This window comes from Legionella sp. km535 (assembly GCF_003990085.1).
Lineage (GTDB): Bacteria > Pseudomonadota > Gammaproteobacteria > Legionellales > Legionellaceae > Legionella > Legionella moravica.
The window spans coordinates 24,792-48,011 of record NZ_RZGU01000004.1; the positions used below are offsets into that span (position 1 = coordinate 24,792).

Below are 23,220 nucleotides of genomic sequence, written 5' to 3' on the forward strand. Positions count from 1 at the left end.
AAACCACCTTTATATTTTTATTGTGTTTTTGCCAATGCTGCCAACTGCGTTGGACTGCATCACGCCGAGAGATATTATAAATTTTAAAGCCTCATCCACGCTCATATTTAACTCTATTGCGTCCTTCTTCGGTACCATCATTAAAAAACCTGAGGTGGGATTTGGCGTTGTAGGGATAAATATAGAGACCATTTCTTCATTGGCTTTCTCATTGATTTCAGAATTCCCTGATCCTGTTTGAAAACCAACGCTCCAGATCCCTTTTCGCGGGTATTCAATGAGTAGCACTTTGCGGAACGCTTCGCTATTTGTAGATAATACCGTATTGATTACTTGCTTGACGGCATTATAAATAGATCGTACCAATGGAATTTTTGCAAGGATTGACTCACCCCAGCTCATTAGTCTTTGGCCAAAAAAATTGGTTGCAAAAATTCCTGTTGCTATAAGTAGCAACAAAGAAATAATGACGCCCACACCCGGGATATGTATTCCTAATAACTGCTCAGGCTGATAAGCCTTGGGAATTAACGCCATTGTATTATCAAGTAAATCAATAATAAAACGAAGAACGCCTATGGTGACTAATATAGGCAACCAAACTACCAGTCCTGCCAGCAGATAGCGTCTTAACGATACAGACCTCACTCAGAATCACCCTTGGTTGATTTGGCTGAATCAGAAGTTTTGGCAGGTGTATCCTTACTGGTTGTGTCAGTTGAGGGAGCTGCGCTCTTCTTTGATTCTGAAGATGTTTTGGATGTAGAGCCTTTGTCTTTAAAATCAGTGGCATACCAACCAGTACCTTTGAGTTGAAAACCGGCTGCAGAAATCAATTTGATTACTGACTGTTCAAAACATTTGGGGCACTGTGTTACTGGCTTATCTGTAAATTTTTGCATCAAGTCAAAATGATGATGACAACTTGTGCATTGGTATTCATAAATTGGCATCGAATATAGCTCCGTTAACTTCAAATATCTCAGATTTAACATTGCATTATAACCAAGTAATGATGGATGGACAACCTTTAAAATGAGATAGACCACGGCTGTCACATTAAAAATGCGAGGTCTTTCCGAGCGTAGCGAGGAATCTCCTGCGAATTGGCACAATCTGAATAAATGCATTAATTATCATTACCTTTTAACCTCTATGTTTTTACAAGGAATTTAATGATGTCATCAGAAGATGTCCCTGGATTTTTCTATCATTTCGACACGCTCGAAGCTCCATGAATTGATAGAAAGAAATTGTATCCTTTAATGGAACTATTATTTTTTGAACAGGTTACAAAATACCAAAAAGAAATTTAAGGATATGAGCATTAGGCGCCTGCAGAAAAAGGCTGGCTGGGGAGACTCAACTCTTGATATGATTTTAATGGCCGCATTTTAATGGGATCGTGCAACCCTGCAGGAGATTCCTCGCTACTCTCGGAAAGACGTCATATTTTTAATGGGACAGCCGAGTGCGATAGACCCTACATGACAAAAACTTTCCTGCCCGCCTGCACGGGCAGGAAAGTTGTTTTATCATGTACAGAGTGAGATAAATGTTAAAGATTAATCAGGAATCACCAGAATTTAAAGACCAACAAAAAACAAGATGATTAAAAAAAATTGCCACCTAAGATTTTATGCTGGATAAATTAATATCGATAAGATCACCGGCATAAGGCAAAGTTGCTAATAAAGGAAATTTCAGCAAGTTTTTTATAGTTTGAATATTTTCCTCAAGAAGCAACATATCCGGATCAAGGCAATTGGCAATCCATCCTGCACATTCAATCTGGTGCGCCTGTAGGGCAAGGCCTGTAAGTAAGGCATGATTGATACATCCTAATTGCATACCTACTACTAAAACTACAGGAATCTCAGTGAACTTAAGGAAGTCAACCCATGTTTCCTGGTCAGTTAAAGGAACCATTAACCCTCCAGCCCCTTCAATAAATAAAGTCTTCGCTCCCTGTACTTCCAAATTCAGACAATAATCAGCCAACTCATGGATATTAAGATGAGCTCCGACGTCATCTGCTGCCAAATGGGGAGAAACAGGTAGTGGAAAACGCCAGGGGTTGGTCTGCTCCATGGATAAGGGGCTGTTGTGTATCAGCTGTTCCGCATCAGAACTGATCAATTGGTTCTTATTTACTGAGCAACCGCTGGCCACTGGTTTTATGGCTACTGATTGAATAAAAAAATCAACTAATTTTCTGGTGACGTAGGTTTTTCCACAATCAGTATCAGTGCCGGTAATAAAGTATCGATTCATAATATAAATCCTGAAAACTTTTCAATAAATTCATCGGTGTGGGATAAAAAAGGCATATGAGCTGCTTTGTGAAACAAAATGTATTTGAAATCAGGATAAATGGTCTGCATGTAATGCATGGTCTTAACCGGGGTGATCGGATCCAAACGACCAAACATAAAACAAACAGGTAGGTTTAAGGAATTTAAACCATCCCTAAGATCCCACTCCTCTAAAATTTTGAGGCCAGACTCCAAACCGCATTGGGAAGGAAGCGCTCCCGTCTCGAAGTGAATCTTTTGTTTATTGAGTTGAAGGCTCACAAATTCTTGTAGTGTTTTAATAGTATCCTGAGAAAGATTTTGATAAAAGTGAGCAAATACATCTTTGGAAACACCGGGCCACTCTGGTTCAGACAGAAATCGTGGTGAACTGGTAATGTTTACTAGTTTAATGATTCGCTCAGGCTCCTCTATTGCCAGGCGAGTAGCGAATAATCCCCCAAGAGACCACCCTGAAAGTATAAACTGTGAAGGTAGTCTGGATAATAAATTCGCTTTAAAAGAATTCCAATCCTGCATGGGGCTCAAACCAAATCCCGGTAAATCTACCAGTATTATTTGGTATGCTGCTTCAAAGTGAGGAATCAATGAACGCCAGACTTGACTATCAAACCCCCAGCCATGGAAAAAAACCAAAGGTATTCCCGTTCCATAATTAGTAATGTGCAGATTCATAAATTTTATCTAAAGTATTGAACAGCGTGTTAATATGCTCTTCCTGGTGATTGAAATTCAAAATAATTCGTAAACCTGTTTGTTTGGTACTGACCGTTGGTGAGCGAATAGGAGAGCAACTCAACCCAGCCTTTCTAAGTTCCTTATCATAATGCAATGCTAAATGAGGACATCCTAATTGAAGTTGCTGAATGGGAGTGTTGGAAACGCTCCATTGTAATGGTGATGTGTTTATTTTCTGTTTAAAATAATCAATCAGCTGAACTAAGCGTCTTCGTCTATCATCTGCAAGTATAATGACATCCAGAGTTTTGAGTATGCCATAGCTTAAAGCAGGACTTGGAGCCGTGGAATAAATGAGCGAACGAGCTGCTTGTAAAAGTGCATTAATCCAAACTGTTGTTCCGGCGACTACAGCGCCTTGAGATGCAGCAGATTTTCCCAATGGAAGAACTCGTAAGGGTACTTCATTCTGCGTTAAGCCATAATAACTAACAGCTCCCCTGCCTTGTTCACCTAAAATACCAAAAGAATGCGCTTCGTCAACCAAAAGTACCGATCTTTTTTCTTCACATAATTCCGATATCGTGGAAAGGGGGGCAATCTGTCCGCTCATACTGAAGATACCTTCTGTAATGACGACATTCTCCTCAACTGTTCTCATCAGTTTGTGAGATAAGTCATCCATGTCATTATGAATGTATCGTGTGAACTCAACTTGAGCTAATCCCAATCCATCATAAATAGAAGCATGAACCCCTTTATCAATAAGGCAGCGAGCATTAATTTTACCCATTAAAGAGGCTACAGCCAGATTTGCCGCATAACCCGAAGAAAATAAAATACATTCATCAACGGCCAATAATTCGGCAAAAGCCCGCTCTGCCGCTTGATGATTTGCATGATAACCGCTTAAAAGCATTGATCCGCCACTACCTGATGGATACATGGCATAACCCTCTTGATACGCTTTAGTAATACGACGATCAGTACTTAATGATAAATAATCATTACTATCAAAAGGCATTAGAGCAGTTTGTTGCGCATCAGATACACGACGTGTTCTCAATAACCCTTTTTGACTCAAGCTCTCGGTATAATCTCTAATTTTTTGATTTAGAGTCATTAGACCATCTCGGTTAAGCCCAGTTTATTAAACAACGCTTTGTCCTTAGCTCTCTGAGGATTTTCTTCTGTTAATAATTTATCGCCGATGAATACAGAATTCGCACCTGCAAAGTAGCACAAAGCTTGTAATTCATCACTCATTTCAGTTCTTCCAGCCGTTAAACGGATAACGCTTGCCGGCATTAAAATTCGTGCAGTAGCAATAGTTCGAACCAGTTCGATGCCTTCAACCGGCTCCGCCTTGGCAAGACGCGTTCCTTCAACAGGAATCAGGCGATTAATAGGAACACTCTCAGGCGGCGTTTCCATATTAGCCAAAGTCAATAAAAACTCTATTCTATCTTCTCGAGTTTCGCCCAGACCAAGAATACCACCACAGCATACATTGATTCCTGCAGCCCGAACATTGCTGAGGGTATCCAGGCGATCGCTAAATTTACGGGTAGTCACAACCTGCTCATAATATGAAGGTGATGTATCGATATTATGATTGTAATAATCAAGCCCTGCTTCTTTTAATGACTTCGCTTGTTCCTGGTTCAGCATCCCTAATGTCATACAGGTTTCCAATCCTAGCGCTTTAACGCCCTCAATCATTTCTTTTAATTCAGGCATTACTTTATCAGGCGGACAACGCCATGCAGCACCCATACAAAATCGCTTCGCACCACCGTCTTTCGCTTCCTGGGCACTTTTTAATACTTCAGTTACCGACATTAACTTTTCTTTCTCAACATGAGTTTTAACATGTCCGCTTTGAGAACAATACCCACAATCTTCTGGACATGCTCCGGTCTTAATACTGAGCAACGTTGCAAATTGTAAGGAATTTGAATCATGGTGTGCTCGGTGCACTGTATGCGCCTGATACAACAAATTATTGAACGATTGTTGATAAATTGCTGCAATCTCAGATACGGTCCAGTTTTTCTTAGGCTCAGTCACAACTACCCCCTTTTATTCATAATGTTGAACATGATAAAGTCACGCCAACACTTGTCAACCAAAATTTTAAAGAATGGTCAACGTAAACAAACTCATCTCCAGAGATTTAAAACACATCTGGCACCCTTGCACCCAAATGAAGGATTTTGAAACTTCTCCGCCTTTGATTATTGAACGGGCTCAAGGAAGCTATCTCTACACCAATCAAGGTCCAATAATTGATGCTATATCAAGCTGGTGGTGTAAATCCCTGGGGCATGGTCATCCTGCGGTACTGAGCGCGATAAAGCAGCAAATGAATTATTTTGAACATGTAATAGGTGCCAATACCACTCATCCATCCATTGTAGAACTTGCAGAATTATTGACGGAAATAACAGGTAAACAACATGTTTTTTTTGCCAGCGATGGAGCCAGTGCTGTAGAAATTGCCATGAAACTGGCAATTCATGGAACGCAAATCAGAGGATTTAAAAATAAAAATGAATTTGTTGCGCTCAAAAATGGATATCATGGCGAAACGCTGGGCACTATGAGTGTCAGTGATTTGGGGCTGTATAAAGCTCCTTATGAACATTTTGGCGTAACATGCCATTTTATAGAACAAATACCTTATGTTTCTGACCCAACAGATCCTTTGTGGAATGATTGCGATGAACATTGGTCAGCAGTTATGAATCAACTCGACCCCCTCAGTGATAAGGTTTGCGCAGTGATTCTCGAACCTGTTATCCAGGGAGCTGGTGGCATGTTGTGTTACAGCCCTGAATTTTTAAAAAAACTGTCCAGTTGGACAAAGTCTAAAGGCATTTATCTAATCGCAGATGAAATTATGACTGGAATGGGACGTACAGGTGAATGGCTGGCCTGTCATCACGCAGGTATAGAACCCGATCTCATTTGCTTATCCAAGGGATTAACATCTGGTTCGCTGCCATTAAGCTGTGTCATGATAGACAATGCCATATTTGATTTGTTTTACGCTGATTACAGCTCAGGTAAGTCCTTCCTGCACTCACACACCTACAGCGGCAATCCTTTGGCAGTTAGCGCTGCTTTGGCGACAATCAAAACCTTTCATCATGAGCAAATCCTCAATAAATCCAGGTCACTGGGGCAAATGATGTTCCAAAAAATGCACCATATTGCTGAACAATCAGGTAAGTTAACTAATGTCCGAGGACTAGGAGCTGTGGTTGCTGCTGATCTCATCGATGCAGGTGATTGCCGTATCGGGAATCAAGTCTATCAACATGCGTTACACTATGGCGCACTGATTAGACCCATAGGAAATACAGTATATTGGATGCCACCTTTAAATACTGAACCCGAAACTATTGAGAAATTAGCGGAAATAACACTACACTCTATAGAGGAAGCCTATTTCAAAGCGCAACACTATGAGTAATGTATTAAAAGATATATCCCAGCTTATAATTCGACAATTTAAATATTTCTGGATTATCCTTACAGTTATTGTTCTTGCCTTGTCCCTATACTTCAACTGGAATTTAAGTATTAACAGGACTTACGAACAAGTTTCCACTATTGCGACAAAAATAAGTAATCGTGTTGATGGATTTATTGAAGATTTATTTCAGGAAGTATATACCTTGCCAGTATACGGTAGCAGCTTTTCTGATTGCCAATCCGAGTTGTATCCATATTTAGAGCACATTACATTAAACAATATGAATATCGCAGGGATCTCGATAAGTGATAAAAACCAACAATTAATCTGTTCTTCCTTGCCCAATAATGACACAGTGATTTCATCAGCACCTAACGCTCGTTCTTTGACAGGACCTTATCAATTACCCCTTTTCGACCAGCCCATGTATCTGATCCAACAAAAAATGGGCAACTATCGTATAGGGATCCTTGTCCTATCGTCTATTTTGCAAAATACACTTAAGGTATCAGACATCAGTATCAATTCAGTCGCTTTACATAATAATTTTGATAAAGAGGATGTTATTAAAGTTGAACGTACTGATGGCAGCACTCTCTGGAAATTAAGTCAAAAAATCGAAGTACAAACAGAAGAAATGGCCAACCAATTGTACGTCTCGGAAAAAGTACATAGTATCGATGGAATGGTGGTTGCCATTACAGAGAATCGACAAACATTAATCAGTAATCTCATCTATTATGAGCTTTTGGTATTACTGATTATTCTGATCTGCTCCACATTAATTTACCATGCTTTAAAAAAAATCATTACCAAACGCTACTCCCTGGAGGGAGCAATTAAACTTGCCATAAAAAATAATGAGTTTTATCCCGAATATCAGCCATTATTTAACTGTGAGAAAGGTTCCTTTAGTGGTGTAGAAGTCCTTGTTAGATGGCGAGATAGTGAGGATCAACTCATTATGCCCGATTTTTTTATTCCAGAGGCAGAAACTACAGGGCTTATAGTGCCTTTAACACTTCAGATTATTGAAGTTTCATTGAAAGAAACTCAATCCATACTGCAAAAAGATAACGAATTTCATATTGCTTATAATCTTTCAGCACTGCATTTTACAGATCCTTTATTTTTTACCCAGTGCAATCAATTAGCTCAGCAATTTTCCATATCTCCAAAGCAAATTATATTTGAGCTGACTGAGCGAGAACTATTGGATAAAAATAACAGTGTGTTCATAGGATCAATGAACAAATTAAGAGATATGGGCTACTCACTGGCCGTTGATGACTACGGTACAGGACATGCGAGCATCAGTTACCTGCAACATTTTCCATTTGACTATTTAAAAATCGATAAACTCTTTATACAGGCTATAGGTACCAAAGCAATTACAGAATCGTTAAATGATGCCATAATACAAATGGCAAAAGGTTTAAATTTAATTATCATCGCAGAAGGCGTTGAAACACAAGAACAAGTTGATTATTTATCAAACAATGGCGTGCGATTTCTACAGGGTTGGTATTTTTCAAAAGCATTGCCAATTGACCGATTAGTAACTCTTTTACAGGGAGAAAAAAGATGAACTATGCTAAGTGTTGTTTGCTTGTTTTGCTCTGCTTTCCTTGCTCTGGATTTTCTGCTTCTGAAAATGAAAATTCAACTTATTGGCAATGCATTACCCAAGACAAAGCAAATAAACAATGGACAGCGAGAAACAGTTATCAGAAGGTTGCCCTGAACATCGCCTTTTCCATGTGCAAAAAAGAAAGTGAATTTCCCACCAGTTGCAAGGCGTCCAAATCCAATTGTGAAGGATTTTATATGGGCATGAGTACCAAACCTCTCTGGCGCTGTACCGCCATGGATCAAACTGCTGTTCCATGGAATAGTAATTTTTACCCTCAACGAGATGATGCTGCGCTTGCTGCAAAAGCTTATTGTAGAGAAAACAGCAGCGTACCGGATACCTGTTACATTAATATGGTAACCTGCAAAAATTTTAATGAAGGATTTAACCTTCCATGATCTACAGTATTGGATTAACAGGTAATATAGCCAGCGGTAAAACAACTGTTGCACAGATTTTTTCTGACTTGGGAATTGAAGTTTTCAGTGCAGATCAAGTATCCAGAGAATTGACCGCTAAAAACACTGCCGCCTATTATGAGATAGTCAATCACTTTGGCTCCCAAACCCTTTTGGCAAACAATGAATTGGATAGAAGGCAATTAAGGGAGCTCATTTTTACTCAACCTCAAGAGCGACTGTGGCTGGAAAACCTGCTGCATCCACTTATCAGGCAGCAATTGGAACAAAAAATAAAGAACTGTGCCTCGCCCTATAGTGTAGTCGAAATTCCTCTCTTGCTCGATAAGAATCACTATCCTTATCTTAACAAAATTTTATTAGTCACAGCTCCGCTGGAAGTTCAGTTATTCCGTGTGATGGAGCGTGATCACTGTACAAAGGAACAAGCGATGGCTGTTTTATCGACTCAACCCATAATCAGTGAACGGTTAAAAATCGCAGATGATGTGATTGTTAATGATTCTGGATTTTCAGAATTAAAAGAAGCCGTACTCCGCCTACACTCAAAATATTTAAAATCACTGAAACAAACCTCCCTTTGATCGCTAATGCAGTCAGGATATTCACGAGATTCTGCGCATAAAGCGCAGAGCGTAGGTTAAAGAAGCACTTATCAACAGCCCCTAAAATACCGACAGAACCATGTATCAGGTGTAAACTCCAATTTGTGACAGAACCAACCTGGTGTACACAGACCATTAAAAGAGTAAATGTATGTATGACTTTATTACCAATAAACATGTAAAAATCTGGATTGGGCCGCTAAAGTTACAAAATGAACTTCGTTTGAGAAACTTGCGAACTATAAACCCAGACTGTGAACTTTATTTAATCTATGACCGTCGATTATTGTCTACTTCAGAAGATTGGTTTATTCAGAATTTATGTAAAGATCTTAATATTATGTTATTTGATGTTTTAGCTGATATTGTTCCGCAATGTGTTGCTACTGAGGAGCTGAATTTAATAGATGACTACAATGAAGCTATCCAATCAATTGAACAAGGAGGAAATCCAGCTGCAGCAAGTGATATTTTACGTTGGCTAAGTCCAATATATAAATTGGGTATCTATTCAGATATGGATGTATTCATTGATGTTAATAGCCTACCTAAGAGTATTAAAGTAAGTAAGCCATTGTTATTTAATTTAGGCAGTCTTAAAATTTTTGATACAGACTCCCCTGCGATCAACAATGACATTTTAGCTGTTGTTAATAGTAGCCATGCATTACCCCAAATTCAGAAAATTCAAGAGACCATACATAATGGATGCCGACTTTATAGAATGGGAGAAGATCCTTTTAGTTATTTACAGGAACTATATAGTTCTTTGCCTTATCATCCAGATACTTCTATTTTAACTTACTTCTTGTCTGGCTCTTTACCTTTTCATTCTGAGCTTCCTAGCCTTGCAGAAGGTAAATCGATTGGGCAAACACGCGCGGAAATCATTCGTATTACCAACAATAGTGCCAGTTTTCATGAATACTCTCCCTGGAAAAGTTTATTTTATAAAATCCTCTCACTAGGTTCAGATTCTTCATTAAATAAAATAATCAAAACGTATCGAATGGTGTTGTTAAAAGATAGTGTTATCTATACCAGCGGGCCTGGAGCCACATATGTTGCTCTTAATGAATATCCCCATTATCCAGGGGACTATTACAGAAAAGAAAAGGTACCCCATTCATTTGAGCATTATGGATTAGATAAACATTTTCTGACAGGCAATAGAGTACCTCTTCATTCAAGTTATATAGACTTAATTAAACTTTATAGTGCTCATCATAACGATCTATCGTGGTTGCAAGAAGGTAGAAATAGAATTGACGAGCATGAAGCTATAATCTCAAAAATTTCCACACGCATAACCGCATCGTTAAGTAATACAAACTTAATCAGTAACTGTGAACCATGCTTCCCAGCTAAAGCAATACCACCTCAAATAACTACCGAACTAGGCAAGCTAGCGCAATTACATATGAAACAACTGGCAGAGTTGCAGCACCAGTTTAGAATGAACACGGCGTGCATTGAGGAAAGAAACATTACATTTGCTAGTTGTTCAAAAGTGAGTGACGCTTTGATATGCGTTCAAACACAGGTCAACTTTCAATCTTCATCATTTTTTTCTACAAGTCAAACTTTTCCTAGAGACTTAGAGTATTCCTGTAGCTCACTATCAAACGGTGAGCCAAGTTTAGTATGTTCTACTCATTTTTCTCAAGAACTATGTGACATTGATAGTGTTTCAGATTCAAGTCCAAATTTAGTATCAACCCTTACTACCGCAGCCACTTACAGTGCTTTAGCAGCAGCTATTCCAGAAGCGGTAGGTGATGCGCTAAAACTGATATGTCATATTTCAGAACACCAAGCCAATTATGCTACCCAAGCAACCTTTCTTATTTTTATTGCTTTAACAGGATCATGGCTTTTTTTGGTTGTAGGGATGGTAGGACAATCAGTTGGAGAGAGGGTTGGACTGTCAAAATCGTCTGCTCGGCTATTCGGCAATACGGTAGCGCATAGTGTGAATATCGCACAAAACCTGGCTCCTTCTTCACTATTAACTATTGGAGTTGGACTAGCTGCCGGAAAATTTGGCTTATGGGCAGAAAAGAAAATTGCCAAGCAATTTGAAGGTCTTCAAACAAAAGGAACGTTAAGTATAAATTAACTAATGCTGATATAGGGACGGGGATCCAAATTGTGTAGGAAAATAACTCATTATACAATGACTATGCAAAATGAGCCATTGACAGTTCTAGAGCATTCACGGCTGTCCCATTAAAAATATGACGTCTTTCCGAGCCTAGCGAGGAATCTCCTGCAAATTGGCACAATCTGAATTAATGCATTAATTATCATTGGACGTTACATTACGTGAAGAGGATTCTCGCGTACGCAAAGATCATGCTCCTGAAAATAGGGCGATGGTTCGGCATATTATTTTGAACAGGTTACAAAATACCAAAAATAAATTTAAGGATATGAGCATTAGGCGCCTGCAGAAAAAGGCTGGCTGGGGAGACTCAACTCTTGATATGATTTTAATGGCCGCATTTTAATGGGATCGTGCAACCTTGCAGGAGATTCCTCGCTAGGCTCGGAAAGACGTCATATTTTTAATGGGACAGTCGTGGTAGAGCATTTAGAATCGGCTTTGATAAGAATGCGATCAGCGACCTTGCTTGATATTTAATATTCATTTTTCATTGCCAGTACCAAGAACTCTTTTATTTTCAATATCTTTTATGATAGTCTAAACGCACAAATCAACCTTTCGTACTTTAGTTACTTAAATGTATTTAAAAATCAAAGACTAACCTGTTACACCTAAATTCTCAGGTAATTTTAAATAAATAGTCTATCAAATTGATCAAAGTACTCAATGCAGAAGGTCAGATTATGCTAAGGATGGCTTTATTATATGTATAACAACACAATTACTTTTCAACTTGCAACTCATTTCTTACCACGAGTAGCACTACGGCTAGAGTATTTATTTAAAACGATTAATCAAGCGTGTAGTGAATCACATGAAGTAATACATCGATTTGCTTTAAAAAATATTATTGAAATCATTAATCTTGTTGAAAAACCTGAATTAAAAAGCCGTTTTATCAAAGAACTGATTCGAATTGAGCATGTATTAAAAAAAATTAACGTATTCGATAATATGGTGCTTTTTGATGATTTAGCAACTCAGATACATATTTTAAATCATGTCCCGGGCCGTTTTAACAACTCCATACATGATGATGAATTCCTTAAAACATTACGGCAAATTCATCATCCCAACACCAAAGAATGTGAGTTTAATTCGCCTCAACTGGTCCTTTGGTTTGAATCTGATGCGCAACTCAGACAGAAGAACATTAGCCAATGGGTCACTTCATTAAAAGATCTGGAAGATACCGTTAGAATTTATTTATCCTTACTGAGAGAGGCAGCCCAATACAATCCAATAACCGCGTTTAATGGCTTTTATCAGCACAATATATCGCCTAAATCGGCTAATCACCTGATTTTATTAAAAATGGATAAATCCATGGGAATCACGCCAAAACTGCAACTAGGACATAATAGTTTAACGATCAGACTCTACGAATTAACTACTGCTCAAGAAATTAGGGACCAATCAGTAGATATGGAAATAGCATTCTGCCAATTATAACCACTTCAATTTCGATAAGAGATCGGTTTATAAATGAAATTAATTACTTTAAACATTTGGGGTGGTCATCTGAGAAATCCTCTGTTGAAATTTATTCATAACAACAGGGATATAGACATTTTCTGCCTTCAGGAAGTTTATTACAACGCACACCGAACACTTGCAGACAAAGAACGCGAAATCAGTTTTAATATTTTTTCCGATTTGCAACGATTACTTCCCAATCATTACGCGATTTTTAAACCCGCCGTTGAAAATGTATATGGGATTGCAATATTAATCAAAAATAACATCGATATTATTAGTGAAGGAGAAATTAATATACATCAGAAACAACATTATCCAGGAATTGGACACAATCATGATAGAAATTTACAATGGATTGAATGTGAAATTAACTATAAGCCCTATTCAATACTCAATGTTCATGGACTATGGAATGGTAAAGGAAAAAAAGATACACCTGAGCGTTTAAATCAATCTCATCGTATTCGCCAATTTATGGATACCCTAAACACCCCTAAAATATTGTGTGGTGACTTCAATTTAAGACCTGATACAGAAAGTATGCATATTCTTGAAGAAGGAATGATTAATTTAGTCAAAACAAACAACATCCGCTCAACCAGAACTCGGTTTTATACTAAAGAAGAGAAGTTTGCGGACTACATTCTGACTTCACCTGAAATCAAGATCAATCAATTCAGGGTGATGGATGATGAAGTATCCGATCATTCCCCCCTACTGCTTGATTTTATATAAATGAATCAAATACCACTATAGGAAATCATGCAACTGTTTCTGAACTTTGAATCAGATTGATAATGGCCAAATTAGCTTGAGGAAACTCTTCAGGATTAAGATTGTCTTTATGAATCCATTTCATAGCCAATTGCCCCTCTTTACAGCGAGGTTTACCAATAAAATGAGTCACATGAAAAACAATTAACTGAACCGTTTTATCTGAATATTGATAATTAATCTCGCCAAGATAATGTGAATTTAACACAGTGAGACCAATCTCTTCACGTACTTCACGAACTAAAGCTGCCTCAGGAGACTCATCCTGCTCCAGCTTACCGCCAGGAAACTCCCAACATCCTCCATGCGGAACATGGAAAGGACGTTGGGTGATTAAAATGCGCTGCTGTTCATCTGTGATTATCGCAACTGCTACCTTCACACTAAACTACCATGACAGGATTTATATTTTTTTCCTGAACCACAAGGGCAAGGATCGTTTCGACCCGTTTTCTTTTCTTGGCGTCTGAATGTTTGTTCAAGGTGCTCCTCTTTGCCATTAGGATTCTCATGCTGCAAATTCATTTTACGAATTTGTTCTGCACGACGTTGCTCTTCTACTGCATTGGCATCTTCTTCAGTTTGAATTTCGACAGATAAGAGTAGCTTGATGACGTCATATTTTAAGTTATCCAGCATCATAGTGAAGAGACTGAACGCTTCCTTTTTATATTCCTGTTTCGGATCTTTTTGAGCATATCCACGCAGATGGATGCCCTGACGCAATTGATCCATTGCAGCCAGATGCTCACGCCAATGGTTATCCAGGGTTTGCAAAATGACTGATTTCTCAAACTGAGAGATAACAGGCCGGCCAGTTTTTCGTACTTTTTCATCATAGTGTTCTATTGCCAAAGCAAGAATTTTATCTTTGATTTGCTCAGGCTGAATACTGTGATCTGCATCGATCCATTCGTGAACCGGGGCTTTGATTTTGAACTCATCCAACAAAACATCAGATAATGCTTTTGGATCCCACTGATCTTCCAGGCTTTGAGGAGGGATATAAGTATCAACAAGACTATTGATGACTTCATCTCTCATCATTGCAACAACTTCTTCCGTGTCGGCCATCTCCATAATTGAAGCGCGTTGGGTATAAATCACTTGTCGCTGATCGTTTGCGACATTATCATAATCCAAAAGCTGCTTTCTGACATCGAAATGATGCCCTTCAAGTTTCCGTTGCGCATTTTCAATCGCTTTAGTTACCAAACTATGCTCAATAGGCTCACCTGGCTTCATTCCTAATCGACGCATCATTGATGCTACTCGTTCCGATGCAAAAATACGCATTAGATTGTCTTCAAGCGACAAATAAAATCGACTGCTTCCGGCATCACCTTGACGACCAGCACGACCTCTTAATTGATTGTCGATACGACGAGATTCATGACGCTCCGAACCAATAATTCTTAAGCCGCCAGATGCCAAAACTTCATCATGACGATTTTGCCATTCCGTTTTAAGTGCTTTTTTATCTTCATCAGTTGCCGTATCAGGCAATTGAGCCAAATCAGCGGACAAGCTACCACCCAAAACGATATCCGTTCCACGACCAGCCATATTGGTTGCAATGGTAACTGCACCAGGACGGCCTGCTTCAGCGATAATTTGCGCTTCTTTTTCATGGAATTTGGCATTGAGTACCTGATGTTTGATATTGGCTTTCTTCAGAAGCTGACTTAAATATTCAGATGCTTCAATCGATGCAGTTCCCACCAGAACAGGTTGATTACGAGTACTGCATTCCTTAATGTCTTCAATAATTGCCTGGTATTTATCCGATTGATTCAAATAAACCAAATCTGCCTCATCTTTACGCATCATGGGCTTGTTGGTTGGTATCACCACTACTTCAAGGTTGTAAATTTGTTGGAATTCATAAGCCTCGGTATCGGCTGTACCCGTCATACCCGACAATTTATTGTACATACGGAAGAAATTCTGGAATGTAATCGAAGCCAGAGTCTGATTTTCATTCTGGATTGCCACACCTTCTTTTGCCTCGACAGCCTGATGCAAGCCTTCAGACCAACGTCTTCCAGGCATGGTACGGCCAGTATGCTCATCGACAATGACGACTTGATTGTCTTTGACAATATAGTCAATATCACGATGAAACATCGCATGTGCCTTTAAAGCAGCATTGACGTGATGCATTAACATAATATTACTTGCATGATAGAGACTTTCACCGGGATCCAGCAGATTAGCCTTGGTAAGCAACTCTTCTATATGCAGGTGACCCGCATCAGTCAAATGAGCCTGTTTTTGCTTTTCGTCAATTGTATAATCACCCTGATCGCCCTCTTCTTCCTGTTTCTTTAATTGAGGAATCAGTTTATTAATTTTGATATACAGTTCAGAGCTGTCTTCTGCTGCTCCGGATATAATTAGAGGAGTTCGCGCCTCATCAATCAGAATCGAATCGACTTCGTCGACGATAGCAAAATTTAATTCCCGCTGAACTTTGTCTGTCAGACTAAACGCCATGTTATCGCGCAAATAATCAAAACCAAACTCATTGTTCGTGCCATAAACGATATCGGCTTTATATGCGTCCTGTTTATTGGCGTGCGACATGTCTGGATAAATAACGCCTACGGTCAAACCTAAAAATTCAAATATGGGCTTCATCCATTGACTGTCACGCTTGGCAAGGTAATCGTTAACTGTAACGACATGTACACCACGGCCGCTAATGGCATTTAGATAGGCTGGCAAGGTTGCAACCAGGGTTTTACCTTCCCCTGTTCGCATTTCTGCAATATTTCCTTCATGCAGAACCATTCCACCAATAAGCTGTACATCGAAATGACGAAGACCCAAAGTTCGAACAGACACTTCTCTGACTGTAGCAAAAGCTTCAGCAAGTAATTCGTCCAGGCTTTCCCCTTCATTATAGCGAGCCTTAAATTGTTGTGTCTTGGCAGCTAATTCTGCGTCAGTTAATGCCTTCATTTGCTGTTCAAATGAATTGACGGCCAATACTGCCTTTTCCATACGCCGTAATGTACGTTCATTTCGGCTTCCAAACATTTTCTTAATCAACGTATTCAGCATGGCCTGGATAATCCTCTGGAGGTTCTAAATAACAAACTCATTAATGTACTAGAAAACCGAATAAAATGCCACGAATACATGATGTTTGGATGAATAATTAAGGTAAAACTTAAATCTCATGGTCATCATAATATTAGGGGCTGTTGACAATTCATTATATTCAAGCCTACTTTCCGTGACTTGTTCGCGGAATCAATAGATCTTATGCAAAACAAGAATATAATGCGCCTATAAAGAGTGAATTGGATCCCGCGAACACGTCGCGGGACGTCGATACTTGAATTGTCAACAGACCCTAACTTCGATGAACATTTTTTATTGCATAAAAACACGTCATCTCGAGCCTTTGCGAAGCAATGCAGATCGGTTCTTCACAAACCCTGAATCAGCAGAAGTGCTTGAAAATCATCATCTGCACCTGCTGTACCTAACATTTTATTCTCTACTGGTGCATTTGCATTAAAACTGGTATGAGCACTCGGGTTCTTATGCGCAAAACCGGGTATAGGCACCTGGTGCCATACCCGGTAAGAAAAACGCTTATACAGAAAAGCGATAATGGAGACCTAATTCAGCCTGGTTGCTGTACACTTTGTTAAATCGTGTTGGTGCACCCGATGCTGGTGTATTGTTTGCTGCTACTGCATTATACTGACCTGAGTTTTTAACTTCACCAAGTGAAACAAAGGTGTAGTTAATATCTAAAAACAGACAATCGTTAAGATTAAATAAGGTACCTAATCCTGCCTGCCATGCAAAAGGTGTTGTTGAAGCACCAAATTCAATTTGATTGGCTAATGGCCAATAGATATCATTGGTTTTATTACGAGCGACCCCAACGCCACCCATGATGTATGGGTTAAATCCCATGGTGGAAAAAGAAGGACTTGATAAATAACCATTAAACATCACGGTAAAATTATTAAAATTACCTGAGGCTGTTTCTGGAGCATCATCTGTTACTGAATAACCAATATTAGGTCTACCCTGGAAAGTAACACCAGCGCGCAGATAGTCATTAAAAACATAACCAGCCCCAACGCCATAACCCCAGCGGTTATCAATAGAGGCAGCAACAGCCCGAATATTTTGTGGTCCGAAATAGGATGCAGTGTTGGCTTCAGAGTAATTTAACCAGTTGTAGTCCACCATACCCTGTATATAAAAACTGCTGGTTTCTTGAACACCCATATCTCCAGCAAAACACCCAAGGCTTACACCTAAACCGAGAATAATTCCGTATGTATTTTTATGCATTTAAGTTCCTTTGCTTGAAAAAATCTCGATGATTTTAATAGAAAAATTGACTTTAATGCAAACTATAATTCAGATTTTGGAGAATACACATTACCAGGACATTAATATACCTGTTCTAATGGTCATTATTTGGAGACACCATAAGGTATGTTTACAATTCTTCTCCTGGATCAACTATGTCTCTGTTAAGTAACCTTGTTGCTCGCAACTGTCTCTTGATCACATCTTGCCCACGACTAGCGGAATTGATCGCAGAACCAGGATGGCTGTGCTAAAACACGGGATCCCGCGGTCACAGCCACGGGATTTCGCATGATATGTGAGAGCATGCTGCATTTCGCAATCCCGCGGCGAAGACCGCGGGGATCCATAAAGTAAAACCGGACTGGTTTGTGAAGATGTGTATAAGATTCAGTTGCTCGCAACCAGGATTTTATGCACAAACTATTAGAAGCTTAAGAACCATGATCCTGGGAACAAGTCGCGGCAGGTAGTCTGCGGAGATGAATTGTAAACACGCTCTAATATTATGCTTCGTTATATGCAGTTCATACTGTTTCATAATCCCTTTTTGATTCCAAATCGTTTAGATAGTCGATTAGCTCTGCGCACCCTTCAGTATTTTTTGATTGTAAAAACTGCATTAACTTCTTTTTCCATTGACTTGCTCCGGGCAAACCATGAGCCAAATTAAAAATGGGTTTAATCAATAGACTTAGTGGAGTCCCTTTTTTGTGCTCAACAGACAGATAATCGAGATAGCGAATCAGTAGCGTGCTCCGCTTGATCTGCCCCGATTGTGGGTATAAAGCATGGTGAATCTCTGCTATGCGATAGGGATTATCACAGGCCAGGCGACCCAACATCACGCCATCGACATGCCTTAGGTGTTCTTCAATGTCCCGAATCGTCACAATATTTCCATTAATGATTATCGGAATATGAGGAATTTCCTGCTTAAGTCGATAAACATAGTCGTAATTGACGGGAGGAATAGTTCTGTTTTGCTTTGGATTCAGGCCACTCAACCATGCCTTACGAGCATGAACGATTAATTTATCACATCCGGCATCAATCAGGCGATGAGCAAAATCACTAAAAAAAGCATAACTGTCCTGATTGTCTATGCCTATTCTAGTTTTCGCTGTAACAGGAATGGTCACTGCCTGTTTTAATGCACGAATACACTTAGCAACCTGAACTGGCTCATTCATTAAGCAGGCTCCAAAACGACCAGCCTGAACCTTATCGCTTGGACAGCCTAGGTTTAAATTGATTTCGTCATACCCTTTCTGCTCAGCAATTGCTGCACATTGAGCAAGGGCATGTTGATCAGAACCGCCCAGCTGAAGTGCAATGGGATGCTCCATTGCAGAAAAAAACAAAGATCTTTCCGGATTATTAACAACTGCCCCGGTTGTCTGCATCTCGGTATACAATAAAGCATGAGGAGCCAATAAACGCATTAATACGCGAAAATGGGTATAGGTCCAATCTATCATGGGAGCAATAGATAATTTAGAGTCCAAGGTCGTTCACCAATTAATTAAAGTGAGAATTATAACGCAACACACGGCAGCTGAGCAAAATTTAAACTCCAAAATACTATTCCTGATTCATAACATTCATGGCCTGTATTAATAGTTGCACTCTGGAGCGTCCCATATAAAAATTGATATCCAATTTATAGGCGGCATGTAGGTGTTTGACCCGGTGATTAGGCCAGGTCTTTAAATCAACATTAAATGCAATGGCATCTATCTGAACTCCGCTTTTCGGAACCGCAAGTGTCATTTTCAAATGGTTTTTACCAACAAGACGCTGATCCAGAATTTCAAATACATTATCAAAAACCGGTTCCGCAAACTGCTGCCCCCAGGGGCCTGCCTGTTGAATTAACTGAGCTGTTTCCAAACTTAACTCTTCAGGTTGCAACGGCCCATCAGTTAATAACTCTCCCTCGCATTGAGACAGTTCGATGTGTTTATTCACTTCAGATACTAAAGCGTCACGAAACGAATCCAGGTTCTCCGGACGAATACTTAAACCAGCAGCCATGGCATGCCCTCCAAATTTGGTAATCAAACCTGGATGATCTTTATCTACTGCGGCCAATACATCCCTTATATTCAAATCAGGAACGGAACGGGCGGAACCTTTTAATTCATGCTCACTTACAAAAGCGAAAGCGATAACGGGGCGATGATATCGTTCTTTCATTCGTCCCGCTAAAATACCAATAACTCCCTGATGCCAGGTTTTATCAAAAATACATAATGCTATTGGCAAATGATTATTCTTATCTGGGTGAATAGACAATTTATCCAAAGCAAGCATGGCTTGTTCTTTCATTTCAGATTCTATGTGCTTTCGCTCCTGATTCAATTCATCCAATTGTTTGCAAAAGTTTTTTGCCTGAAGTGGATCGGATGTCATTAAACATTCGATTCCTAAAGCCATATCATCCAATCTCCCCGCTGCATTCAATCGCGGTGCAATGGCAAAACCCAAATCGGTTTCCCTTAACCGGGAACATTCTCTTCCTGAAATCTCAATTAAAGCCTTAATACCTTCTCTGCAAAGTCCCTGACGTATTCTGGCCATGCCCTGGTTAACCATAATTCGATTATTTTGATCCAACCCAACCACATCAGCCACAGTCCCCAAAGCAACCAAATCCAGAAAACTGGCCATATTGGGTTCAGGAATATTCATTTCAGCAAACCAATGCGCATTTTTTAAATGACGGCGTAATGCGAGCATGACATAGAATATAACCCCAACCCCAGCAATGGATTTGCTTGGAAAGGCACATCCTTCCTGATTAGGGTTAACTATGGCACAGGCATTAGGTATTGAATCAGCAGGAAGATGGTGATCCGTAATAAGCACATCAATACCCAAGTTATTTGCCCGCTCCACGCCATCAAAACTGGCAATACCGTTATCTACGGTAATGATTAACTGCGGTTTCCATTTGTTCGCCACGTCCACTATAGCGGGGGTTAGGCCATACCCGAATTCAAAGCGATTAGGTACCAGATATTCAACATGTTGGGCTCCCATAGCCTTTAAAGCCGTAATCGCTAAAGCAGTTGATGTTGCTCCATCCGCATCAAAATCGCCAATAATAAGAATTCTCTGTTGTTCTCTCAGTGCTTTTTCAAGGCGCCTACACGCCTCATTAATTCCCTTTAACGTGTTAAATGGAAGCAACGTTTGTAATTGTTTGTCCAGTTGCGACTCATCACGAATACCTCGACTCGCATAAATACGTTTTAATATCTCAGGAACATTAGGAAGATTTAAGGTATGAGTTGGGATATGACGTTGTTTAATGAGCATGGGTCAAACTTCTCCAAATTCGAGTAAACCAATTGTGTTTTTTATAAGCATAAGCGGAATCAAGCCAATACCAACGAGTTGACATGGTACTGAGTTCCTGTCTATGTTGAGAATCAAGTGATTCCATATCATTTATTAAAATAATTTGGGCATCACGGAGTTGTACTGATGGGCTGTATGGAATGACATTATTCGAACAAGCCTGAGCCATTGAGAAGAACGGTTCATCAGCACAAACAGGTATGGATTTTTTTGCGGATAAAGTACCGCCGCGCCAAGCCCAGACACCATTCAATAAAGAGGAATTAGGCTGTGAGGCAAAAAACATTTGGCATTCTGTAAAGAATTTCTGCCAATACATCGTTGAATCCAGCTCTGCTAATTCGGGCATCAATGAGTGACTGTAAAGACAATAAGCCGGCTTTGCATTTAAAGGAGGTTTATTGACTGCATGCAACAACCAGGTATTTGCGTCATGATAATAAAGAGTCAGACCATCCTCTTGAAGATAATTTGCCAATAATTTAAACCAGTAAAGTGACTCATCGTCACTTAGTTGCACATCTCGCCCCGCGGCAATGATCATGGCATCATTATGAGATGCCGTCCAATGGATTGGACTCAGAACCACCCACTCGCCCTCTAAATGATGGGTATTTCGAAGCAGATCAGCCAATGGTAAATTGAGCGGATCATAACCAAGACTTGCCAATAAATTTAGTGAAACCTGCTGCATTGATCTTAATGGGTTAACATCAAGGGGAATAGAAGCACAGTCTGCATTGATAATCACATCCATCTTTATACCGCCTTGAGTAAACCATCTCGCTTGAATAAAGCTTTCAAATTGCGTAAAGCCTGACGAGTTCGGTCCTTGTTTTCGATCAATCCAAAACGGACAAACCCGTCACCCTGCTGACCAAAACCAATGCCTGGCGATACAGCAACATGAGCCTCTTTTAATAAATATTTACTGAATTCCAACGATCCCATAGACAGATAATGGGGAGGAATTGGGGCCCAGACGAACATGGTTGCCTTGGGTCGAGTCACTTCCCATCCTATTTCATTCAGACCATCACAAAGAAGGTTCCTGCGTTGTTCGTACCGTTCTCTGATTTCTTTAACACAATCATCAGATCCTTCCAGTGCCGTAATTGCCGCTACTTGTATTGGTGTAAAGGTGCCGTAATCGAGATAGGATTTTATGCGGGTTAAGGCCGCGACCAGTTCTTCATTTCCACAGGCAAAGCCCACACGCCACCCTGGCATATTGTACGATTTGGACATTGAATACGTTTCAATAGCAATGTCTATGGCTCCAGGAACTTGTAGGATCGAGGGTGCTTTATACCCATCAAAAACGATGTCAGCATAAGCAAGGTCGTGGATTATCCAGATATTATTTCGTTTGGCCAGATCAACCACTCGTTCAAAGAAAGAATACTCAACACAATGTGTACTTGGGTTAGCTGGAAAATTAATAACCAAGGCCTTAGGTTTTGGCCAGCTTCGATTAATCGCATCTTCAACCGCTTCAAGAAACTGGGTTTCATCAATCAGAGGGATTTGCTTTACATTGGCACCAGCAATAATAAATCCATAAGTATGAATAGGATAGGCAGGATCGGGTACTAAAACGGTATCACCTGGACCTGTAATTGCCAATGCCAAATGCGCCAGCCCTTCTTTGGATCCAATTGTGGCCAATATTTGTGTTTCACTGTTTAAATGGACATCATAATTTCGAAGATACCATTGTGCCATAGCTCGCCTGAGCCGAGGAATGCCTTTGGACATTGAGTACCGGTGTGTATCAGGGCGTTGAGCGGCTTCAATCAGTTTGTTTACGATATGAGGCGGAGTCGGTTGATCGGGATTCCCCATACCAAAATCGATAATATCCTCTCCACGCGATCGCGCCTCAGTTTTTAATTGATTCAAGGTATTGAACACATAAGGGGGCAAACGGTTGATGCGTGGAAATTGACTCATAAGATT

General features: G+C 39.8%; 20 protein-coding genes. 7 read left to right on the forward strand and 13 right to left on the reverse strand.

All coding sequences use genetic code 11. The features are described 5' to 3' along the window. Positions 1-9: 9 nt before the first annotated feature. The 6 genes from ELY21_RS03325 to bioB all read right to left on the reverse strand — a co-directional run bounded on the left by ELY21_RS03325 (position 10) and on the right by bioB (position 5,063). Positions 10-648 carry a DUF502 domain-containing protein gene (locus ELY21_RS03325; RefSeq protein ID WP_127106871.1) on the reverse strand — a complete coding sequence of 213 codons (639 nt, stop codon included), beginning with the start codon at positions 646-648 and terminating at the stop codon, positions 10-12. Further along, positions 645-953: an FmdB family zinc ribbon protein gene (locus ELY21_RS03330; protein WP_127106873.1), complete on the reverse strand. Its 309-nt coding sequence runs from the start codon at positions 951-953 to the stop codon at positions 645-647. The genes ELY21_RS03325 and ELY21_RS03330 overlap by 4 nt, the downstream gene beginning before the upstream one ends. A gap of 676 nt (positions 954-1,629) precedes the next feature. Further along, positions 1,630-2,274 carry a dethiobiotin synthase gene (gene bioD / locus ELY21_RS03335; RefSeq protein WP_127106875.1) on the reverse strand — a complete coding sequence of 215 codons (645 nt, stop codon included), beginning with the start codon at positions 2,272-2,274 and terminating at the stop codon, positions 1,630-1,632. Next, positions 2,271-2,990: an alpha/beta fold hydrolase gene (locus tag ELY21_RS03340; RefSeq protein WP_127106877.1), complete on the reverse strand. Its 720-nt coding sequence runs from the start codon at positions 2,988-2,990 to the stop codon at positions 2,271-2,273. Before ELY21_RS03340 ends, bioD begins: the two co-directional genes overlap by 4 nt. Further along, positions 2,971-4,116, reverse strand: a complete 1,146-nt coding sequence (locus ELY21_RS03345; protein ID WP_127106879.1) for an aminotransferase class I/II-fold pyridoxal phosphate-dependent enzyme — start codon at positions 4,114-4,116, stop codon at positions 2,971-2,973. The genes ELY21_RS03340 and ELY21_RS03345 overlap by 20 nt, the downstream gene beginning before the upstream one ends. Continuing rightward, a complete protein-coding gene (gene bioB, locus ELY21_RS03350) occupies positions 4,116-5,063 on the reverse strand; it encodes a biotin synthase BioB (protein WP_127106881.1) in 948 nt (315 codons plus the stop codon). The genes ELY21_RS03345 and bioB overlap by 1 nt, the downstream gene beginning before the upstream one ends. A gap of 73 nt (positions 5,064-5,136) precedes the next feature. Here bioB and bioA point away from each other — a divergent pair, with 73 nt between their 5' ends. The 7 genes from bioA to ELY21_RS03390 all read left to right on the forward strand — a co-directional run bounded on the left by bioA (position 5,137) and on the right by ELY21_RS03390 (position 13,512). Further along, on the forward strand, positions 5,137-6,471 hold the full coding sequence (gene bioA / locus ELY21_RS03355; protein WP_127106883.1) for an adenosylmethionine--8-amino-7-oxononanoate transaminase: 1,335 nt from the start codon (positions 5,137-5,139) through the stop codon (positions 6,469-6,471). Next, a complete protein-coding gene (locus ELY21_RS03360; protein WP_127106885.1) occupies positions 6,464-8,062 on the forward strand; it encodes an EAL domain-containing protein in 1,599 nt (532 codons plus the stop codon). The genes bioA and ELY21_RS03360 overlap by 8 nt, the downstream gene beginning before the upstream one ends. Then, positions 8,059-8,505, forward strand: coding sequence for a hypothetical protein (locus ELY21_RS03365; RefSeq protein ID WP_127106887.1), 447 nt, complete (start codon positions 8,059-8,061; stop codon positions 8,503-8,505). Before ELY21_RS03360 ends, ELY21_RS03365 begins: the two co-directional genes overlap by 4 nt. Further along, positions 8,502-9,110: a dephospho-CoA kinase gene (gene coaE, locus ELY21_RS03370; protein ID WP_127106889.1), complete on the forward strand. Its 609-nt coding sequence runs from the start codon at positions 8,502-8,504 to the stop codon at positions 9,108-9,110. Before ELY21_RS03365 ends, coaE begins: the two co-directional genes overlap by 4 nt. Before the next feature lie 172 nt (positions 9,111-9,282). Continuing rightward, entirely contained in the window at positions 9,283-11,250 is a 1,968-nt protein-coding gene (locus tag ELY21_RS03375) for a glycosyltransferase family 88 protein (protein WP_127106891.1), read from the forward strand. A gap of 753 nt (positions 11,251-12,003) precedes the next feature. After that, positions 12,004-12,750, forward strand: a complete 747-nt coding sequence (gene zapD / locus ELY21_RS03385; protein ID WP_127106895.1) for a cell division protein ZapD — start codon at positions 12,004-12,006, stop codon at positions 12,748-12,750. Between the two features lie 33 nt (positions 12,751-12,783). Further along, entirely contained in the window at positions 12,784-13,512 is a 729-nt protein-coding gene (locus ELY21_RS03390; protein WP_127106897.1) for an endonuclease/exonuclease/phosphatase family protein, read from the forward strand. Positions 13,513-13,537: 25 nt separating this feature from the next. Here ELY21_RS03390 and mutT read toward each other — a convergent pair whose 3' ends face one another. The 7 genes from mutT to alaC all read right to left on the reverse strand — a co-directional run bounded on the left by mutT (position 13,538) and on the right by alaC (position 23,214). Beyond that, complete coding sequence (gene mutT / locus ELY21_RS03395; protein ID WP_127106899.1) at positions 13,538-13,933, reverse strand: 8-oxo-dGTP diphosphatase MutT; 396 nt, start codon at positions 13,931-13,933, stop codon at positions 13,538-13,540. After that, positions 13,930-16,617 (reverse strand): preprotein translocase subunit SecA, encoded by a 2,688-nt coding sequence (gene secA / locus ELY21_RS03400; RefSeq protein WP_127106901.1) that lies wholly within the window; start codon positions 16,615-16,617, stop codon positions 13,930-13,932. The genes mutT and secA overlap by 4 nt, the downstream gene beginning before the upstream one ends. A 540-nt stretch (positions 16,618-17,157) precedes the next feature. Continuing rightward, a complete protein-coding gene (locus ELY21_RS03405; RefSeq protein ID WP_127106903.1) occupies positions 17,158-17,874 on the reverse strand; it encodes an outer membrane protein in 717 nt (238 codons plus the stop codon). A 548-nt stretch (positions 17,875-18,422) separates the two neighbouring features. Further along, positions 18,423-19,340 carry a tRNA dihydrouridine(20/20a) synthase DusA gene (gene dusA / locus ELY21_RS03410; RefSeq protein ID WP_233588655.1) on the reverse strand — a complete coding sequence of 306 codons (918 nt, stop codon included), beginning with the start codon at positions 19,338-19,340 and terminating at the stop codon, positions 18,423-18,425. A gap of 139 nt (positions 19,341-19,479) precedes the next feature. Beyond that, complete coding sequence (gene recJ / locus ELY21_RS03415; RefSeq protein WP_127106905.1) at positions 19,480-21,219, reverse strand: single-stranded-DNA-specific exonuclease RecJ; 1,740 nt, start codon at positions 21,217-21,219, stop codon at positions 19,480-19,482. Next, the gene (locus tag ELY21_RS03420; RefSeq protein WP_127106907.1) at positions 21,209-22,018 is read right to left on the reverse strand and encodes a hypothetical protein; all 810 of its coding nucleotides are present in this window, start codon (positions 22,016-22,018) and stop codon (positions 21,209-21,211) included. Before ELY21_RS03420 ends, recJ begins: the two co-directional genes overlap by 11 nt. Positions 22,019-22,020: 2 nt before the next feature. Next, complete coding sequence (gene alaC, locus ELY21_RS03425) at positions 22,021-23,214, reverse strand: alanine transaminase (RefSeq protein WP_127106909.1); 1,194 nt, start codon at positions 23,212-23,214, stop codon at positions 22,021-22,023. Between the last annotated feature and the right edge of the window lie 6 nt (positions 23,215-23,220).

Coding starts and splice junctions, on each gene's coding strand:
- ELY21_RS03330 (WP_127106873.1), bottom strand. CDS start 953: ATGCCAATTTATGAATACCAATGCACAAGTTGTCATCATCATTTTGAC.
- bioD (WP_127106875.1), bottom strand. CDS start 2,274: ATGAATCGATACTTTATTACCGGCACTGATACTGATTGTGGAAAAACC.
- ELY21_RS03340 (WP_127106877.1), bottom strand. CDS start 2,990: ATGAATCTGCACATTACTAATTATGGAACGGGAATACCTTTGGTTTTT.
- ELY21_RS03345 (WP_127106879.1), bottom strand. CDS start 4,116: ATGACTCTAAATCAAAAAATTAGAGATTATACCGAGAGCTTGAGTCAA.
- bioA (WP_127106883.1), top strand. CDS start 5,137: ATGGTCAACGTAAACAAACTCATCTCCAGAGATTTAAAACACATCTGG.
- ELY21_RS03360 (WP_127106885.1), top strand. CDS start 6,464: ATGAGTAATGTATTAAAAGATATATCCCAGCTTATAATTCGACAATTT.
- ELY21_RS03365 (WP_127106887.1), top strand. CDS start 8,059: ATGAACTATGCTAAGTGTTGTTTGCTTGTTTTGCTCTGCTTTCCTTGC.
- coaE (WP_127106889.1), top strand. CDS start 8,502: ATGATCTACAGTATTGGATTAACAGGTAATATAGCCAGCGGTAAAACA.
- ELY21_RS03375 (WP_127106891.1), top strand. CDS start 9,283: ATGTATGACTTTATTACCAATAAACATGTAAAAATCTGGATTGGGCCG.
- zapD (WP_127106895.1), top strand. CDS start 12,004: ATGTATAACAACACAATTACTTTTCAACTTGCAACTCATTTCTTACCA.
- ELY21_RS03390 (WP_127106897.1), top strand. CDS start 12,784: ATGAAATTAATTACTTTAAACATTTGGGGTGGTCATCTGAGAAATCCT.
- secA (WP_127106901.1), bottom strand. CDS start 16,617: ATGCTGAATACGTTGATTAAGAAAATGTTTGGAAGCCGAAATGAACGT.
- ELY21_RS03405 (WP_127106903.1), bottom strand. CDS start 17,874: ATGCATAAAAATACATACGGAATTATTCTCGGTTTAGGTGTAAGCCTT.
- dusA (WP_233588655.1), bottom strand. CDS start 19,340: ATGCGTTTATTGGCTCCTCATGCTTTATTGTATACCGAGATGCAGACA.
- recJ (WP_127106905.1), bottom strand. CDS start 21,219: ATGCTCATTAAACAACGTCATATCCCAACTCATACCTTAAATCTTCCT.
- ELY21_RS03420 (WP_127106907.1), bottom strand. CDS start 22,018: ATGGATGTGATTATCAATGCAGACTGTGCTTCTATTCCCCTTGATGTT.
- alaC (WP_127106909.1), bottom strand. CDS start 23,214: ATGAGTCAATTTCCACGCATCAACCGTTTGCCCCCTTATGTGTTCAAT.